The 16,985-nt window shown below is 72.4% G+C and carries 16 protein-coding genes and 1 pseudogene; 11 read left to right on the top strand and 6 right to left on the bottom strand.

Annotated elements, in window-relative coordinates:
• Nucleotides 1-4 precede the first annotated feature (4 nt).
• Nucleotides 5-454: a 50S ribosomal protein L9 gene (gene rplI / locus ABD299_RS16350; protein WP_344263007.1), complete on the top strand. Its 450-nt coding sequence runs from the start codon at nucleotides 5-7 to the stop codon at nucleotides 452-454.
• A gap of 102 nt (nucleotides 455-556) precedes the next feature.
• On the opposite strand, the gene ABD299_RS16345 is transcribed toward rplI, so the two are convergent.
• Entirely contained in the window at nucleotides 557-1,915 is a 1,359-nt protein-coding gene (locus ABD299_RS16345) for an MATE family efflux transporter (protein ID WP_344263005.1), read from the bottom strand.
• Between the two features lie 524 nt (nucleotides 1,916-2,439).
• Between ABD299_RS16345 and dnaB the strand changes: the two genes are divergently transcribed.
• Both dnaB and ABD299_RS16335 read left to right on the top strand, forming a co-directional pair.
• A complete protein-coding gene (gene dnaB, locus ABD299_RS16340; RefSeq protein ID WP_425581354.1) occupies nucleotides 2,440-3,834 on the top strand; it encodes a replicative DNA helicase in 1,395 nt (464 codons plus the stop codon).
• Nucleotides 3,835-3,943: 109 nt separating this feature from the next.
• Nucleotides 3,944-4,300, top strand: coding sequence for a hypothetical protein (locus tag ABD299_RS16335; RefSeq protein ID WP_344263003.1), 357 nt, complete (start codon nucleotides 3,944-3,946; stop codon nucleotides 4,298-4,300).
• Between the two features lie 16 nt (nucleotides 4,301-4,316).
• Here the strand turns inward: ABD299_RS16335 and ABD299_RS16330 are convergent.
• The 3 genes and pseudogenes from ABD299_RS16330 to ABD299_RS16320 form a co-directional block, all read right to left on the bottom strand.
• A pseudogene (locus ABD299_RS16330) lies at nucleotides 4,317-4,685 on the bottom strand (VOC family protein); the annotation flags it as partial.
• A gap of 136 nt (nucleotides 4,686-4,821) precedes the next feature.
• Complete coding sequence (locus ABD299_RS16325) at nucleotides 4,822-5,598, bottom strand: GNAT family N-acetyltransferase (protein ID WP_344263001.1); 777 nt, start codon at nucleotides 5,596-5,598, stop codon at nucleotides 4,822-4,824.
• Between the two features lie 77 nt (nucleotides 5,599-5,675).
• Nucleotides 5,676-6,461, bottom strand: a complete 786-nt coding sequence (locus ABD299_RS16320) for an NAD(P)H-dependent oxidoreductase (RefSeq protein WP_344262999.1) — start codon at nucleotides 6,459-6,461, stop codon at nucleotides 5,676-5,678.
• 159 nt (nucleotides 6,462-6,620) lie between these two features.
• Between ABD299_RS16320 and ABD299_RS16315 the strand changes: the two genes are divergently transcribed.
• The 7 genes from ABD299_RS16315 to ABD299_RS16285 all read left to right on the top strand — a co-directional run bounded on the left by ABD299_RS16315 (nucleotide 6,621) and on the right by ABD299_RS16285 (nucleotide 12,667).
• Entirely contained in the window at nucleotides 6,621-7,502 is an 882-nt protein-coding gene (locus tag ABD299_RS16315) for a helix-turn-helix domain-containing protein (RefSeq protein ID WP_344263262.1), read from the top strand.
• A 757-nt stretch (nucleotides 7,503-8,259) separates the two neighbouring features.
• The gene (locus ABD299_RS16310) at nucleotides 8,260-9,105 is read left to right on the top strand and encodes a LuxR family transcriptional regulator (protein ID WP_344262997.1); all 846 of its coding nucleotides are present in this window, start codon (nucleotides 8,260-8,262) and stop codon (nucleotides 9,103-9,105) included.
• 85 nt (nucleotides 9,106-9,190) lie between these two features.
• The gene (locus ABD299_RS16305; protein ID WP_344262995.1) at nucleotides 9,191-9,952 is read left to right on the top strand and encodes a thioesterase II family protein; all 762 of its coding nucleotides are present in this window, start codon (nucleotides 9,191-9,193) and stop codon (nucleotides 9,950-9,952) included.
• A gap of 259 nt (nucleotides 9,953-10,211) precedes the next feature.
• Complete coding sequence (locus ABD299_RS16300; protein ID WP_344262993.1) at nucleotides 10,212-10,424, top strand: MbtH family protein; 213 nt, start codon at nucleotides 10,212-10,214, stop codon at nucleotides 10,422-10,424.
• Between the two features lie 196 nt (nucleotides 10,425-10,620).
• Entirely contained in the window at nucleotides 10,621-10,791 is a 171-nt protein-coding gene (locus tag ABD299_RS16295) for a hypothetical protein (RefSeq protein ID WP_344262991.1), read from the top strand.
• A 237-nt stretch (nucleotides 10,792-11,028) separates the two neighbouring features.
• Entirely contained in the window at nucleotides 11,029-11,997 is a 969-nt protein-coding gene (locus ABD299_RS16290) for a hypothetical protein (RefSeq protein WP_344262989.1), read from the top strand.
• The gene (locus tag ABD299_RS16285; RefSeq protein WP_344262987.1) at nucleotides 11,987-12,667 is read left to right on the top strand and encodes a helix-turn-helix domain-containing protein; all 681 of its coding nucleotides are present in this window, start codon (nucleotides 11,987-11,989) and stop codon (nucleotides 12,665-12,667) included. The genes ABD299_RS16290 and ABD299_RS16285 overlap by 11 nt, the downstream gene beginning before the upstream one ends.
• Here the strand turns inward: ABD299_RS16285 and ABD299_RS16280 are convergent.
• Nucleotides 12,651-13,055 (bottom strand): VOC family protein, encoded by a 405-nt coding sequence (locus ABD299_RS16280; protein WP_344262985.1) that lies wholly within the window; start codon nucleotides 13,053-13,055, stop codon nucleotides 12,651-12,653. The two genes, ABD299_RS16285 and ABD299_RS16280, sit on opposite strands and share 17 nt — an antisense overlap.
• Before the next feature lie 569 nt (nucleotides 13,056-13,624).
• Between ABD299_RS16280 and ABD299_RS16275 the strand changes: the two genes are divergently transcribed.
• Entirely contained in the window at nucleotides 13,625-14,854 is a 1,230-nt protein-coding gene (locus ABD299_RS16275) for an IS701 family transposase (RefSeq protein ID WP_344262983.1), read from the top strand.
• Nucleotides 14,855-14,867: 13 nt separating this feature from the next.
• Here the strand turns inward: ABD299_RS16275 and ABD299_RS16270 are convergent, their stop codons facing one another.
• Entirely contained in the window at nucleotides 14,868-16,766 is a 1,899-nt protein-coding gene (locus ABD299_RS16270; protein WP_344262981.1) for a helix-turn-helix domain-containing protein, read from the bottom strand.
• Nucleotides 16,767-16,985: the final 219 nt, after the last annotated feature.

Below are 16,985 nucleotides of genomic sequence, written 5' to 3'. Positions count from 1 at the left end.
CATCATGAAGATCATTCTGACCAGCGAGGTCTCCGGCCTCGGTGCCGCGGGCGATGTCGTCGAGGTGAAGGACGGGTACGCCCGCAACTACCTCCTCCCCCGCGGTGTGGCCATCCGCTGGACCCGGGGCGGGGAGAAGGATGTCGAGCAGATCCGCCGCGCCCGCAAGATCCGCGAGATCGCCACGATCGAGCAGGCCAACGAGGTCAAGGGCCGGCTGGAGGGCGTCACCGTGCGCCTGAAGGTCCGGGCCGGCTCCGGCGGCCGCCTGTTCGGGTCCGTCACCCCGGCCGACATCGCCTCCGCGGTGAAGAGCTCCGGCGGTCCGGACGTCGACAAGCGCCGCATCGAGCTGGGCACCCCGATCAAGAGCCTGGGCACGCACCAGGTCTCGGTCCGGCTGCACCCCGAGGTCACCGCCAAGGTCGGCCTCCAGGTCGAGCCCGCGAAGTGACGGCGGGGCCGGTCCGCCGCCTCCGGGCGCCGGGCCGGCCCGCCGTGGCGCGTCCGTGCGGGCCCGCGTCCCCTCGCCGGGGCGCGGGCCCGCACGCGTGTCTCAGCCGCGCACCGCGCCGGTGACGAGCCAGCGGCCGGTGCGGGTGCGCAGCCACAGCGTCAGCATCCGGGTCGTCATCATCAGCCCGGCGACGGTCCACCACAGGGCCACCAGCCCGCCCCCGGCGACGGGCACCAGGAGGGCCACGGGGGCGAAGACGGCGAGCGTGAGCAGCATCGCCCAGGCCAGGTAGGGGCCGTCCCCGGCGCCCATCAGCACCCCGTCCAGCACGAACACCACCCCCGCGATCGGCTGGGTGACGGCCACCAGCAGCAGCACCGGCAGCAGTTGCCGGTGGACCTGCGGGTCGCCGGTGAACACGTGCGGGACGACGGGCGCGGACGCGGCCAGCAGCAGCCCGAGCACGCCGCCCGAGACCAGCCCCCACTGGACCATCCGCCGGCACGCGGCGCGGGCGCCCGGCGCGTCGCCCGCCCCCAGGTACCGGCCGATGATCGCCTGCCCGGCGATGGCGATGGCGTCCAGCGCGAAGGCCATCAGCATCCACAGGGTGAGGGTGATCTGATGGGCCGCCATGGGGATGTCGCCGAGCCGGGCGGCGACCGCGGTGGCGATCAGCAGCACGGCGCGCACCGACAAGGTGCGGATGAGCAGCGGTGTGCCGGCCCGGGCGCTGGCGCGGATGCCGGCGGCGTGCGGGCGCAGCGAGGCGCCGTGCGCGCGGGCGCCGCGGACGACGACCAGCAGGTAGACGCCGGCCATGGCGCACTGGGCGAGCACCGTGCCCCAGGCGGATCCCGCGATGCCCCAGCCGAGGCCGTAGATGAGCACGGCGTTCAGCGCGGCGTTGGCGCCGAATCCGCCGATGGCGACGTACAGCGGTGTGCGGGTGTCCTGGAGCCCGCGCAGGACCCCGGTGGCGGCCAGCACGACGAGCATGGCGGGGATGCCGAGCGTGCTGATCCGCAGGTAGGTGACGGCGTGCGGGGCGGCGGTGGGGGAGGCGCCGAAGACCTCGACGAGGGCCGGGGCGGTGGGCAGCACCACGGCGACGACGGCGAGCCCGATCAGCAGGGCGAGCCAGATGCCGTCCATGCCCTGGCGGAGGGCCATGGGCAGGTCCCCGGCGCCGAGCCGCCGGGCGACCGCCGCGGTGGTGGCGTAGGCCAGGAAGACGAAGATGTTGACACCGGTGGTGAGCAGCGCCGCCGCCACCCCCAGCCCGGCGAGCTGGGAGGTGCCCAGATGACCCACCATGGCGGTGTCGACCATGACGAAGAGCGGCTCGGCGACGAGCGCCCCGAAGGCGGGCAGGGCGAGCGCGAGGATCTCGCGGTCGTGACGGCGGACGGAGCGGCGGCGTTCATCCGGAGCCGTCCGTCCGGGACTCTTGAGCATGGCCCGATCCAAACATCCACAGGTAATGGATGCAAGTGGATCTCATCCCTTACTTATGTGTGGGAGCGGTGTGATGGTCTGCGTCCGTTGACGTGATCTTGGCGACGGGGGCCGAGTTTTTCCCGCACACAGCCAGTGGAGGGCAAAATCGCAGGTCAAGATGGGTACCACGAAGGTCTGCCGGTGTTCTCCACAGTGCTGTCCCCCGATCCGTCCACAGGAATCGCCGCGTTGTCCACAGGGACTGATCAGACTTCCACATAGCCTGTGGATAACTTGGTTGGCGGTGCTCCGGCCTGCCCGTACCGTGGGTCCCTGCTTGCCCTGGAGTTTCCCTCTGCTTCTCGCCGTCCTCGACGCGCCGTAACCGGGGGCGGGCGTCCGAGTTGTTCGGTAAGTGTCAGAGCTGTGCCGTAGGAAGAGGGGGAGTGCCGCGGCGCGCTCGGGCGCGGGAGGAGGTCGAGCCGGTGGCCGATCTGGAGCACGCGGGCCCCCCGTGGGACGAGGCGACGTCCGGCGACCGGCTGGCGGTCACCCGCCCCCGGGAGAGCGTCGACGAACCCTACGACGCCGCCCCCGGCCCGGCCACCGCCTTCGAGCGGCTGCCGCCGCAGGACCTGGAGGCCGAGCAGTCGGTGCTGGGCGGCATGCTGCTGTCCAAGGACGCCATCGCCGACGTGGTGGAGGTCCTGCAGGGCCACGACTTCTACAAGCCCGCGCACGAGACGATCTATCAGGCGATCCTCGACCTCTACGCCAAGGGCGAGCCGGCCGACCCGATCACCCTCTCCGCCGAGCTGACCAAGCGCGGCGAGCTCTCCCGGGCCGGCGGCCCCGGCTACCTGCACTCCCTCGTCCAGCTGGTGCCCACCGCGGCCAACGCCGAGTACTACGCGCGGATCGTGCACGACCGGGCGGTGCTGCGCCGCCTGGTGCAGGCCGGCACCAGGATCGCGCAGATGGGGTACGCGGCGGACGGCGACGTCGACGACATCGTCAACACCGCGCAGTCCGAGATCTACGCCGTCACCGAGCAGCGCACCTCCGAGGACTACCTCCCGCTCGGCGACATCATGGAGGGCGCACTCGACGAGATCGAGGCGATCAGCAACCGCAGCGGCGAGATGACGGGCGTCCCCACCGGCTTCACCGACCTGGACGCCCTCACCAACGGCCTGCATCCCGGCCAGATGATCGTCATCGCCGCCCGGCCCGCGATGGGAAAGTCCACCCTGGCGCTGGACTTCGCCCGGGCCTGCTCCATCAAGCACAACCTGCCCAGCGTCATCTTCTCGCTGGAGATGGGCCGCAACGAGATCGCGATGCGGCTGCTGTCCGCCGAGGCCCGCGTCGCGCTGCACCACATGCGGTCGGGCTCCATGACGGACGAGGACTGGAACCGCGTGGCCCGCCAGATGACCGAGGTCAACGAGGCGCCGCTGTACATCGACGACTCCCCGAACCTGTCGATGATGGAGATCCGCGCCAAGTGCCGCCGCCTGAAGCAGCGCAACGACCTGCGTCTGGTCGTCATCGACTACCTCCAGCTGATGCAGACCGGCGGCTCCCGCCGCCCCGAGAGCCGCCAGCAGGAGGTGTCGGAGATGTCCCGTAACCTCAAGCTGCTCGCGAAGGAGTTGGAGCTCCCGGTCATCGCCCTCTCCCAGCTGAACCGAGGACCCGAGCAGCGCACCGACAAGAAGCCGATGGTCTCCGACCTGCGGGAGTCCGGCAGCATCGAGCAGGACGCCGACATGGTCATCCTGCTGCACCGCGAGGACGCCTACGAGAAGGAGTCCCCCCGGGCCGGCGAGGCCGACCTCATCGTCGCCAAGCACCGCAACGGCCCCACCGCCACCATCACCGTCGCCTTCCAGGGCCACTACTCCCGCTTCGTCAACATGGAAGGCGGCTTCTGACCGCTCAGGACACCGTGCGGCGGGCAGCCGAGCCCTCGGTATCGGACCGGTCCACCCGGGTCACCCGGACCAATCAGCTCGACCGATCCGCAGGAGTCATCGCTCAGCCATGAGAGAAACCGGAGAAGACCGGTGCGTCCGGGGCGAGCTGCCGCAGAGGCTCGCGGCATGGTTCGCCGAGCACGAGGAACGTTTGCGGTCCCGCGGGATCACAGGGGACGTCCACCAGTCGCCTCCGGATGGCCGAGACAAGGCCAGCACCTGGATGGCGCTCGAAAGGGAGGACCACATCGCCGCGCTCGTCGTCTGGAGCAGCGGTGAAGCTGAACTCGAGTGTGGGGACGTGGCAACCGGTCAGGTCCGGCGACAGCATCGTGATCTTCACACTTTCCTGGATCTCCTCGATGCCATCGAGAGCACCCACGAATGGATACGGACAAAGGGCGGGCGGTACCCGGAGGAGTGAGTGGATCAGCGGGTCAGCGAGGGGTGAGGAGGCAGAACTCGTTGCCCTCCGGGTCGGCCATGACCGTCCAGGGGACGTCACCCTGACCGATGTCTGCGGGTGCCGCGCCGAGATCCTTCAGGCGTGCGACCAGTTCCGCCTGATGGGCGGCCGAGGTGGTGGCCAGATCGAGGTGCACGCGGTTCTTCACCGTCTTGGGTTCGGGGCGGGCGATGATGTCGATGCAGACGGCCGAGGGGTCCGGGCGGGCGAAGCCCACGGGTTCGAGGTTGGTCACGCCGGGGCCCTCGCTGTCGACACCCCAGCCGAGTGCCTCAGCCCAGAACCGGCCGAGCGCGGAGTCGTCCCGGGCCTTCATGTTGATCTGCACGAGTCGGGTCGCCATGCCGCGGATCCTAGGTCCCGCCGCCGACCCGGGCACCGGATTCGGACGCGGGCCCGGCCGGGCGCCGACTGCCTGTCGCGTCGTGCCAGCCGCTCTCCGCCCGGCCGGACTCCTCGGGAACCGGCCGGCGAGCGCGTCAGGGCCGGTGGATCCAGGGAGTGGTGGTGGTCAGGGGGACGAAGCCGAGGCGCTGGAGGATGGGGCGGCTGTCGGGAGAGGCGTCGACCTGCACATAGCGATAGCCGCGCTCGGCCGCGATACGGGCCCGGTGGGCGACCAGGGCGCGGTAGATGCCCCGGCCGCGCCAGGGCTTCACGGTCCCGCCGCCCCACAGCCCGGCGAACGAGCCGGCCGCGGGCAGCTCGAGGCGCGCCGAACTCACCGGCACCTCACCGGCCATCGCGACGACGGCGGTGACCGTGTCCGGCTGTGCGGCCAGCCGGTCCAGGAGGTGCTGCCGCAGCCGGGAGCTGTCGGTCCCGAACGCCTGCTCGTGGACTTCGGCCATCAGGTCCACGCCGGCAGCGCCGGTCACCGCCCGCAGCCGTACCCCCTCGGGGAGTTCGACGGCGGTCGCGAGCCCGCCGGTCTCCGCGGCCATCAGGGTCTCCTCCGGTTCCGGGACGAAGCCGGCCGCCCGCAGCCGGGCGGGGAGGTCCGACGGCCGGTCGTGGCCGTAGAGCTTCCACTCGAACTCGCGTCCCAGCTCGGTGAAGTGGCGTACCTGGGCGGCGATGGCCGCGTCCGCCGCGGACTCGTCCAGGCCGGACCACAGCACGGCGCTCCAGCCGTGCTCGGTGCCGGTCTGGCGCACCACCCCGTCCGCCCGCTCCACGCGGGCGCCGGGCCCCTCCGGGCGCGCCCCCTGCCGCATCTCCCGGTCGAACAGGGCCAGTACCTCCACAGGGTTCATGGGCTCACCCCACCATCGCGGACGTCCGCGTCACAACGGGATTCCGCCGGAGGAGCCGGGGCGGCCCCGGGCCGGGCTCAGGCGGCCGGGGGCCGGACGTGCAGGGCGGGCCCGGATGTGCCCGGGGTCTCCAGGCCCGGCCTGAGCTCCATGGTGCGGGTGTAGTCGCCGCCCGCCAGCGGCCGGAAGGCGATCGGCTCGGTGGTGAACAGCGTGCGCAGGCGCGCCCGGTAGTCCTCGGCGATCCGGGCGAACCGTGCCTCGTCGACGTGTGCCGCCTCGAACACGGCGAACGGCGGCAGCGCGGCCATCCCGGTGTAGTGGAACAGGCCGTGCTGGAGCGGGAAGAGCACGTCGGGAAGGTGCCCGTTGATGCCGCGCGCGGAGAACGACGGCTCACCGGCCCCGATCGTCACCGCCACCATCGCCCGCCGGCCGGCCAGGGTGCCGTCGCCGTACAGGCGCCGCCCCGCCCGTCCCGTGCCGTAGCCGAAGCCGTAGGTGAAGACCCGGTCCACCCAGCCCTTGAGCAGCGCCGGCATGGAGAACCACCACAGCGGGAACTGCAGGACGACGGCGTCGGCGGCGAGCAGCTTCTCCTGTTCGGCGGCGACCTCCGGGGGCAGCGTGGAGTGCTCCCAGGAATGGCGGGAGGCCTCCATCACGTTCAGCTGCCGGGAGGGGTCGTGGCCCGGGAAGTCGTCGGCGTCGACGGCCGCGCTCCACTTCATGGCGTACAGATCGGAAACGGTCACCCGGTGCCCGGCGGCCGTCAGTTCGCGCTCGGCCAGGGCGGCGAGGGATCCGTTGAGGGAGCGGGGCTCGGGGTGGGCGAGGACGAGGAGAACGTTCTTCACGGTCATGTGTCCGTTCTCCCAGGCCGTGGCGGGGCGAGCCAGAACCCTCCGTTTCCCCTGACCGGCGGTCCTGGTACCGCCGGTACCACCCCGGCCGCCCGGCGGGCGGGGGCGCCGGGGCACGGGCACCGGCAGGGCAGCGACGGACGGGAGGCGATGGACGTGATGGACGACAGCGGCGTGGAGCTCGGAGGTTTCCTGCGCTCGCGGCGGGCGCGGGTGTCGCCACAGAGCGCCGGTGTGCGGGCCGGGTCACGCCGGCGGGTGCCGGGGCTGCGCCGCGAGGAGCTGGCACAGCTCGCCGGGATCAGCGTGGACTACTACGTGCGGCTGGAGCAGGGGCGCGCCCGGCAGCCCTCCGGCGAGGTGCTGGACGCGCTGGCCCGGGTCCTGGAGCTCTGCGAGACCGAGCGCGAGCATCTGGGCAGCCTGGCCTCGGGGCGACGCCGCGGCCCGCACCGGACGGACGCGCACTGCCCGCCCCGGGCGCCCGGCGACGCGGCCGGCGACGATCCGGGGACGGTCGGGCCCGGGCTGCGGCGGGTCCTGGACGGCATGGCCGGGCTGCCGGCCGTCATCACCGGCCACCGGCAGGACGTCCTGGCGTGGAACACGCTGGGATCGCTGCTGTTCGGCGATGTCGCGGGGCGGGGGCCCAAGGACCGTAACCACGCCCGCTACCTGTTCCTGGCCGGGGCGTCCCGCGAGCTCTTCCCCGACTGGGAGCGGCGGGCGCGGGAGACCGTGGCGGTGCTGAGGCTCTCGGCCGGCCAGTACCCCGGGGACGCCCTCCTGGCCGGTCTGCTGGCGGAACTGGCGGAGCGCAGCGCGGACTTCCGGCGGATGTGGGCGGCGGCCGACGTGTTCCGGTGCGGCAGCGGCGAGCGGCGCTACCGTCATCGGGAGCTGGGGGAGCTCGTCCTGGGCTACCAGGCGTTCCAGCTGCCCGGCGGACCCGGGGAGTACGACCGGGCGATGCACGTGCTCACCGCGGAGGAGGGCAGTGCCGCGCAGCAGGCCCTGCGCGTGCTGGCGGCCGCCGGCTGATCCGCGGAGCGGGGCGCTGGACCGGCCGGGCGTTGCCTCTGGATGCAAGCCCGGTTGTCCGCGGCGGTGGCCGGTGCGAGCGTCGATGCGCGGACCTGCGGGTGCCGGACCCCAGAGCAGACGCGAGAGATGAGGCCGCGCATGGACTGCTCGCTGGTGTGCCTGCCCTTCGCCGGGGGCGGGGCCGGGTTCTACCGGGCCTGGCGGGATCTGCCCGCCGGCGGACCGGACATCGTCCCGGTTCAGCTGCCCGGGCGCGAGGAACTGTTCCTTGAGGACCCCTACCGGGACGCGGTGGAGGCCGCGGACGCCCTGGCCGGTGGGGTGGGCGGCCCGGGCGGGGAAGCCCGCGCGGGCAGGGGTCCTGGCACATTGTGGTGGGGCGCCGGACGGACTCCTTCCGCTTTGGGATGTTCCGCAGGGGATTCGCCGGGGTCCGCCCTCGCGAAGTAGACGGTTTGTCATTTGACTATCGCCGGCAATCGTTGACTGGCTTCGGGCCAACGAACTAGCTTTTGACAGCGGTGGGTTACTGCCTGAGGCGACAGGTACGTGCCCCGGTCCGGTGACCGAAGAACCGGCCGTGGCCGCATCGGAGGGAAAGCCGGAAGGGCCGGACGCACCCGGACGGAGGCCGTGTGTCCGAGCGCTGAACATCATTCCTGTCATTCCTGGAGCGGTGGTGCCGCACGACCGGCGCACGCACCACCGGCGGCTCCGGGGCCGGCGACACGACGACGACACGGGGGTAAGGAAGGTGTACGACGCACTGCTGCCCAGGACCGGGGCGGACGGAGAGCCGGAGAGCCGGCGGGCCGGTACGCGGGGGACGGGAGACGACCTGGAGGACGCGCTGCTCAACATCCGCGGCCTCACCGAGGACGCGATGCTCAAGCACCGCACCACCGTGACCAGCCGCACGCTGGTCACCGACATCGCCCCGGGGGAGTCCGCGCTCCACTCCTCCGCCCTCCAGGTGATGCTCCAGGCCACCAGCACCATCGACGTGGTCCTCGGCCCCGACCCCGTGCTGGCCCGCGCGGTGCACTGCGCCCTGCGCGACCGCACCGCGAGCCGGCCGCAAGGGCTGAGGGTGCGGCTGCTGTGCCACCAGTCCCTGCTGGACGGCCCGGGCATCCGCAGCTGGCTCGCCGGACGCTACGGAGAGGTGCGGGTGTCGCGCACCGGAGCGCTGGCGGCGACCATCGTGGATGAACAACTGGCCCTGGTGAGTGCGGAGTCGGCGAGCGTAGGGCGGACCACCGTGATCCGGGCGCCCGCTGTCGTCCGCACCATGCAGACCCTGTTCTGCGGGGTGTGGCGCAACGCGGTCCTGGTGCCCGACCGGATCGACTTCGGCGGGCGGGCCAAGGCCGCCACCGTCCGCTGCATCCTGGAGAAGCTCCAGGTGGGTATGACCGACGAGGCGGCCGCCAGGGACCTGTCGGTCTCGGTGCGCACCTACCGGCGCTACGTCGCGGAGATCATGACCATGCTGGGCGCCACCTCCCGGTTCCAGGCCGGGGTCCGGGCGGCCGAACTGGGCTGGCTGCCCGAGCAGTCCGCTCCCTCGCAGGTTCCGGTAGGCGCCGTTGCCGAATAGCGGGCCGGTCGGTCATGGTGGCCTCGCCCCGCAAACGGCGGCGGCCGAGGCCCGCCGCGGCCCGTACCCGCCGGGAAGGAATGCCATGACCCCGCCCCCGGACAGTCGCTGGTTCCGCCGCTACCGCACCCAAGGACCACCCGGGGTCCGGCTGGTGGTGCTGCCGCACGCCGGGGGCAGCGCGGCGTTCTACCACTCCTGGGGAGGGGCGTTCGGCCCGGACACCGAGGTGCTGGTGGCCCGCTACCCGGGCCGGCAGGAGCGCCTCGCCGAGCCGTGCGTGGAAGCCATGGAGCCGCTCGCGGACCAGGTGACGGATGCGCTGCTGCCCTTCGCCGATGTCCCGCTGGCCCTGTTCGGGCACAGCATGGGAGCCTCGCTGGCCCACGAGGTCGCGCTCCGTCTGGAACACCGGCACCGGATCCGGCCGGCCTGCCTGCACGTCTCCGCCAGATCCGCGCCCCACCGCCTCACCCCCGGCCGGGCGCGGCTGGAGACCGACGAGGAGCTGGCGGCCGAGGTGCGCAGGCTCGGCGGCACCGACACGGCACTGCTGGCCGACCCCGAACTCAGGGAGCTGGTCCTGCCAGCCCTGCGCGCCGACTTCCGCGTCGTCGCCGGCTACCCGCCGCGGCCGCCGGTGCCGGTGGGCTGCCCCGTCACCGCCCACACCGGGGACGCCGACCCGGCCGCCCCGGTGGCGGACGTGGAGGAGTGGCGTCGGGCGGCTCCGGCCGGCTTCGCCCTGCACGTCTATCCGGGAGGCCACTTCTACCTCCTGGACCACCACACCCGGCTCGTGGCCGATCTCACGAACGCTCTGGCATCCGCCTCCCAGCCTCTGTGAACTGCCCGCCTTCCGACGGCAGCAGCTTGCTGCAACGCTTTCTCGTCGGCCGCGGCACGCCTCGCCGGCATCAGTCGCGAAGAAGTTCCCGCCATTCTTGCGGAAAAACAAGCGTGTCTGTCAAGCAGCGTGACGAGCGGCTCGAAACCATCAAGGAAATCCCGGCGGCGCGGCGGCGGACCGGCGCCAAGGCCGGCCCGTCACACCCTCCGATCCGACCCGCCGCGGGCAACAGCGGCGCCCGACCACGAGGAGAGACATGGCCACCAACCCGTTCGAGGACGACAACGCCACCTACCGCGTGCTGGTGAACAAGGAGAACCAGCACTCCTTGTGGCCGGAATTCGCCGAGATCCCCCAGGGCTGGGAGACGGCGCACGGCCCGGACAGCCGGGTCGCCTGCCTGGAGTACATCGAGAACAACTGGACCGACATGCGGCCCAGAAGCCTCGCCGTGGCGATGGGAGACTGACCGGCCGCCGCGCACCCGCGCTGCCGGAACCGGTTGCGCGGCAAGCGGTGGGGCTGACACCGTGAACCGATTCCGATCTCGGCAACCGGCCGCTCCGGAAGGGGGCGTGCCAGGCGCCGCCGGGCCGGGGAGACCCGGTTTTCCGAGGGCGGACCATTGACCAGAGCTGCCCACGACGGCACGAAGGAGAAGAGCGTTGAGCGACATGACGGAACCGGGGGTCCCGATGGAGCTGGACCGGGGCTTTCCGAGGCTTCCGGAGCCCAACGGCGAATGCGACCGCTGGGCGACCCTGCTCACCGCGTACATCGATGCCGTTTCGAACACGGCGGCCCTCGACGAAGGCCACGCCGGCGGCTGCGGGTGAGAACAGCCGGCGGAGTGGAATCGAAGCAAGGAAAGCAGACGGAACCCGTGCCCGACCGTTATCCGTTGACCGGTTCTTCCACCGATCCGAGGCTTCTCTGAGGAGAAATCTCACGAGGGTGGCACGTACCTGTCACCCTCACCACCAGGAGTTCTGACCGCCCGTCTTCCGGCCTGCCTTGGCCACGGCGTTGCTGGTTCGCACAGGCCCACGAGGCATAGTTCAGCGAGGTTCGTCGTGACGGTAAGCGACATCGGAATAGGTCTGGACAAGAGATCCGAGCTTGTCTACCGCAGACTGCTGCTGGCCCCCCGCTGGAAGCCGGAGCAACTGAGCCGCGACATCGGCTGGCCGGAGAGCGAGATCCACAAGATCGTCGAGGGACTGCGGCGGGACGGCCTGGCCGGCCGCTCCGGTGACACCACCGGAGCGGTCCGGGCGGTGGAACCCTGCGTCGCGCTGCCGGCGCTGCTGGCCAAGCGGATGCGGGAGCCGGGCGCCAAGCAGCCCGGCCCGGTGGAGGTCGAACGGTTCATCACCCTGCACGAACGAGCCGCCGAACGTCTCGGACCGGTCACCACCGGCGACAGCCACGACGAGATCTCCACCATGGTGGAGCGGATGATCACCAAGGTCGAGCGGACCGTGACCTTCCTCGTGTCCGCGCTGCCCGACGGACCCGACGGCGTCGTCGAGGGCGCGCCGGAATTCTCCCGCGCCCTCGCCGACATGGCGCTGCGGCGCGGAGCCGCCCTCCGGTCGGTGTGGTCCGGCACGGTGCTCCGCTCCCCGGCCGTGCACAGCCACGCCGAGTGGCTCGCCGGACAGAGCGCTCCGCCCCGCTCGGCGGCCGCCGTACCGCTGCACGGCATGGTCATGGACGGCCAGGTGGCGGTGCTCGTCGACGTGGGACGCGTCCGCGTGGTGCGGGCACCCGCAGAGCTGGAGCGGCTCACCTCGCTCGCCGATCTGCTGTGGGAGCGCGGCACGCCCGTGCGACAGGCCACCGTCCGGCACGCCGGGGCCCCCGCCGCCCGGCGGCCCCGCTACGAGGTCGTGCTGCGGCTGCTCGCCGAGGGCCACACCGACGACGCCATCGCCCGCCGACCGGGCTGCAGTGTACGGACCGTGCGCAACGACGTCGCCTCCGCCGGCGGTCCCCTCCCCTCCCGCCGACGGGTGCCATGCTTGCCGCGTGTACAGTGAACGCCCCTCGCGGCTTCCGGACACCACGGTCTGGCAGCGCACCCACAGCCCCGGCGGCGAGGTCCGGGTCCTCCCGGACGGCTGCCTCGATCTGCTGTGGCACGACGGAGAACTGCTCGTCGCCGGACCGGACTCGCGCGCCCAGCTGTCCCGTGACCGCCCCGGGGCGAACTGGGCCGGGCTGCGGTTCGCCCGCGGCACCGGCCCCGCGGTACTCGGCGTCCCGGCGGCCCCGCTGCGCGACCTACGGGTACCGCTGGCCGCGCTGTGGCCGGGGCACGAGGTGCGCGAACTGGCCGAGCGTGTCGCCGGTGCCCCCTGCCCGGCCGCCGCGCTGGAGGCGGCGGCGGCCCGCCGGCTGCGCGCCTCCGGCCCGCCCGAACCCTGGTGCCGGGTGGCCGCGGACATGCTGGACCGCGGTGCCCGGGTGGCCGAACTGGCCCACGCCACCGGCTGGAGCGAACGGCATCTGCGCCGCCGCTTCCTGGCCTCCTTCGGCTACGGCCCCAAGACGCTGGCCCGCGTGCTGCGCCTCCAGCGCGCCCTGGAGCTGGTCCGCGCGGGCACGCCGCCGGCCGCGGCCGCGGCCCGGTCCGGCTACGCCGACCAGGCGCACATGTCCCGCGAGGTGCGGAGCCTGACCGGGATGCCGCTCACCCGCCTGCGCTGAGCGGCGCGAAGAGATCCACCGCGTTGCCGTCCGGGTCGAGCACCACCGCGTAGCGCTGGCCCCAGAAGGCGTCCCAGGGCTCCTTGTGCCCCCGGTAGCCGGCGGCGACCAGTTCCCGGTACTGGCCATCGACGTCCGCCGGGCCGTCGCAGCGGAACGCGAGCCCGATGCCGCGCCCGCCCGCCCCGGCCGCGGCGCCTTCCGGGTCGAACGAGGCGATGGTCTCCAGGGTGTCCCAGGCCATCCGCAGCCCGCCGGGCAGCACGGCCTCCACGTGGGGTTCCTTCTCCGCCCCGGGCGGGATCTCGACCCCCAGCCGCCGGTAGAACTCCAGCGAGGCCGCCAGGTCGGAGGTGACGATGCCGATCAGGTCGATGCGAGGTGTCATGCCCGTCACCGTAGGCACCCCCGCCCCACCCGGTCTTGAACATTCCGGACGCGTCCCCGCCCGCCATATCCCGCCGGGAGAGCGCAGCCAACCCCGCAGCCCTCTCACAAAGGGTGGCGCGTCCGGTACTCTCCGGGGTCAGGGGGGCGGGGGTCCGGGAAGCCGGAGGGCAGGGCAAGGCAGAACCTGCCGCCGGCAGCCGGGCGGTCGCCGGCCCCGGGGCGGTGCTCCGGAGGGTGGACGGACGGTGAGCGGTGCTCGCGTTCGGGTAACGCTCCGTGGAAGGGGTCCGGGCACACCCGGCGGAGCAGGGGGTTGTGGTGCGCGGATGCCCCTCAGCCCTCGTATGTCCACTCGGTATCCCCGCGTTTCGCACCCGTTGCATGGTGCATCGCCACCATCCCCGACGTGACCCAAGTCGCAGTCTCACCAGCCGAATCACGGTGTCGGTGGACCGGGCACCGGATCGGCCGGCAAGCCGGTGTCCGGAGCACCTAGGCATGTCACCGCCCGGCACGCACCGTAGGGAACGAAGGACCCAGAGGCATAGCCGGGAGGGAAGGTCAGGAATGAGTTCCGCTGCTGCTCTTCACACAGACAACCGTTCATCGGACGAGCAACACTGCCTGCCGCTCGACGTCTCCGGGGTGGAGGACTTCGTTCTCGCGGAGCTGGGATCGCGCCTGTTCCTCTCCCTGCCCCGCAGTGACCAGCGGCGGAGGGGCATGCACTACCTCCAGGCGCTGATCGCGGCCGAGGGCCGCAAGTCGATACGGAACATCGCCGCCGTCCTGGGCGGCAGCGCCACCGAACAGAGCCTGCACCACTTCGTCGCCAGCTCCACCTGGGGGTGGAAGCCGGTCCGCCGCGCCCTGGCCGAGCACGTGGTGAGCGTCGCACCACCGCAGGCGTGGGTCGCCCGGTCCATGGTCATCCCGAAGGCCGGGGAGAATTCGGTCGGGGTGGAGCGGAAGTTCCTGCCGTATACCGGCCAGGTGCTCAATGCCCAGTACGCGGTGGGAGTGTGGGCCGCCTCCGAGACCGGCAGCTTCCCTGTCAACTGGCGGCTGCACCTCTCGGACGCCTGGCTGGAGGACGGCGCCCGCCGGCTGCAGGCCTCGATACCGGAAGCCGTGGCATCCGAGTCGCTCGCCGACTGCGCCCATGAGGCGTATCTGGGCATGATGCGGTCCTGGGGGCTGCCGGACCGCCCGGTGGTGCTCGACGGGCACGCCACCGACGCGGCGGACGCGGCGGCCACGGTGCGCTCGTACCACGCGGCCGGCGTGCAGGTGCTGGCCCGGGTGCCGGGCAGCACCCGCCTCGAGGTCACCGATCCGCTGCTGCGCGGCCGGAGCGGTACGTCGACGGCGCACCAGATCATGGCGGCCGCACGGGACCTGCGCCGGCCAGTGGCCTGGCGTGCCCACCGGCCGGGGCGCCCGGCCCGCCGGAGTTTGGTCGGGGTGGTCCGGACCCGGATACCGAGCCCTGTGCGGGTGCCGCGCCGCCGCGGCGGGGACCTGGTGCTGCTCGGGGTGGGCGAGCACGGGCGGGCCTGGCCCGGCGAGCTGTGGCTGACCACGATGACGGACACCCCGGCCGCCGAACTCCTGCGGCTCACCCGGCTCGTGGACCGGGTGGACCACGACTTCCGGGAGATCGCCGAGCGGGTGGGCATCCGCGACTACACGGGCCGCTCCTTCGCCGGCTGGCACCGGCACGTCACCCTCGCGTCGGCCGCCCACGCCGTGGTCGCCCTCAGCCGCATGGGCGACGAGGCCCGCGCCCTGTGCTGAGGGCGACTGCGGCTCACTCCCCGTCGCCGCCGGCGCGGTGGCCGCCGGCCAGCGGTTCCCGTCCCATCAGGGCCGACCGCATCCGCCGGAGCTTCAGGGCCAGTTGGACTTCCAGGGCACGATCGGGGTGCTGCCACCCCTCGCCCAGCAGCTCACTGACCCGTTCCAGCCGGCGTGCGACGGTGTTGGGGTGCACATGAAGGGTCTTCGCCGCGTGGGTGGGTGAGCCGGAGGCGTGGAAGAAGGCCTCCAGCGTGTCGGTGAGCTGGGTGAGCCGCTGGTCGTCGTAGCGGGCCACCGGGCCGATCACCGACTCGATGAAGGCGTCCACATCGTGGTCGTCGGAGACGAGCAGCCCGAGGAAGCCCAGCTCGGAGGCGGCGGCCGACCGGCCGGAAAGCCCCAGCGCGCCCATCACCTCCAGGCAGCGCAGCGCCTCCAGATAGCTGCGGTGGATGGGACCCGCGCCGGAGACCGGGCCGGCGGCGCTGACCGTCACCAGGTGCCGGAGCAGCGGGGAGAGGTCGTTGTGCACCTCGCGGGCGACCTTGGCCGCGTCGGCGCCGGGGAGCAGAAAGACCACCCGGCCCGCCTGCTCCGACTTGAGCCCGTCGTTGCGGTGCGCGTAGGAGGAGGCCCAGATCATCGCCTTGCGCCGGGCGTCGCCGACCGGGCTGGCCACGACGACGACGTACGACTTCTCCAGGGCGACGCCCAGTTTTCGGGCGCGCCGGTCCAACTCCCGTGTGGAGCGGGCCCGGTTGACCAGGTCGTCGAGCAGGCCGTCACGGGCCTGGCTCTCCATCACGATGCCGTGGCTGTTCTGCCGGAGCAGTAGGACGGCGGTGGCCTGCGCCACCAGGCCCAGCAGCCGGATGCCCGACTCCCGCAGCGGCCGTTCGGTGCGCAGGAGGACCGCGCCCAGGTTCTCGTCGCTCATCACGACCGGGGCCGCCCACAGGCCGTCCTCGACCTGGACCGCCTTGCCCTCGGCATGGGCGTCCATCATCGCCCGGGGGATCATCAGCTCGTCGTCGCGCTGTGCCCCGGCGGTGGAGGCCAGCACCGTGCCGTCGCCCGCGCAGAGGGTCAGTACGCCCCCGAGGCCGTCGACCGCCGCCTCGGCCAGGCTCTGCGGATCGCACCCGGAGAGCACCTGGGACATCAGAAACTCGTGGAGGTCGCAGACCTTCTGCCACTGCCGGTGGCCGGCCTCCGCCTCATCGGTGCGGCGTTGGAGCATCTCCACCTCGGCCGCGGTCCGGTCCATCAGCCGGGACTTCTCGATGACGGCCCCCGCGAGATCGCCCAGCGAACTCATCAGGGACACCTCGTCCGCCGAGAAGTGGCGGGGCTCGCGGTCCGCGACGTGCAGCACCCCGAACGGCCCGCTGCTGTGGCAGAGGGGGACCGCCATGATGCCGCGCAGCTCCTCCGCCCGCACCATCTCGTCCAGCCGCTCGTGATGAGGGAACCGGGCGTCGGCGAGATAGTCCGCGCTCCAGAAGGGCGCCGAGGTGGTCAGGACGTCGCTGCTGCCGGCGCCCTGCGGGATCCGCATTCCCACATGGAACGACGACACGTGCCCGTCGCTGGCCTCCACCCGGGCGGTGCCCTTCTCCGAGGTGAGCAGGGTGATGTAGGAGATGTCCGCGCCGAGCAGCATCCGGGCCCGGCGGGTGGTCACCTTGAGCAGGGTCTTGAGGTCGTAGGGGGCGGACAGCTCACGGGCGATGTCCACCAGGGCCGACAGACTGGCCTCGCGCTGGTGGCGGCGGTCGAGCTGGGAGTAGATGTGCAGGCCGAGTTTCCTCGCGTTCTCCAGGCGGTCCAGCTGCGGTCCGGGCATTCCCGAGGAACGGGCCCGGGTGAGGAGCGATTCGAATCGGTCGGGCGGTGCGTCGGAGGCCAACAACTCCAGTATGGCCACAGCGTCGAGGTTCGCCTCGGCTTCGTGTCTTAACACAAGATCCCCCGTTGTGCGGCCCGGCAACATCTCTGGTCAGCGGCCCGGTGCGGCCCACGCGGCCGCGTCGCCGCTCCGCCACCGGCACCGCTCAGAAGCGTAATATTCCCTGATCTTCGGGGGGGAGGTGGTCCGGGCACCGTAGAACGGCGCGGGGCGGTAGGC

It is taken from the genome of Streptomyces sodiiphilus (assembly GCF_039529215.1).
GTDB lineage: Bacteria > Actinomycetota > Actinomycetes > Streptomycetales > Streptomycetaceae > Streptomyces > Streptomyces sodiiphilus.
This window is presented reverse-complemented; position numbering and strand designations above follow the sequence as displayed.

Coding starts and splice junctions, on each gene's coding strand:
- rplI (WP_344263007.1), top strand. CDS start 5: ATGAAGATCATTCTGACCAGCGAGGTCTCCGGCCTCGGTGCCGCGGGC.
- ABD299_RS16345 (WP_344263005.1), bottom strand. CDS start 1,915: ATGCTCAAGAGTCCCGGACGGACGGCTCCGGATGAACGCCGCCGCTCC.
- ABD299_RS16335 (WP_344263003.1), top strand. CDS start 3,944: ATGAGAGAAACCGGAGAAGACCGGTGCGTCCGGGGCGAGCTGCCGCAG.
- ABD299_RS16325 (WP_344263001.1), bottom strand. CDS start 5,598: ATGAACCCTGTGGAGGTACTGGCCCTGTTCGACCGGGAGATGCGGCAG.
- ABD299_RS16320 (WP_344262999.1), bottom strand. CDS start 6,461: ATGACCGTGAAGAACGTTCTCCTCGTCCTCGCCCACCCCGAGCCCCGC.
- ABD299_RS16315 (WP_344263262.1), top strand. CDS start 6,621: ATGGACGACAGCGGCGTGGAGCTCGGAGGTTTCCTGCGCTCGCGGCGG.
- ABD299_RS16305 (WP_344262995.1), top strand. CDS start 9,191: ATGACCCCGCCCCCGGACAGTCGCTGGTTCCGCCGCTACCGCACCCAA.
- ABD299_RS16300 (WP_344262993.1), top strand. CDS start 10,212: ATGGCCACCAACCCGTTCGAGGACGACAACGCCACCTACCGCGTGCTG.
- ABD299_RS16280 (WP_344262985.1), bottom strand. CDS start 13,055: ATGACACCTCGCATCGACCTGATCGGCATCGTCACCTCCGACCTGGCG.
- ABD299_RS16275 (WP_344262983.1), top strand. CDS start 13,625: ATGAGTTCCGCTGCTGCTCTTCACACAGACAACCGTTCATCGGACGAG.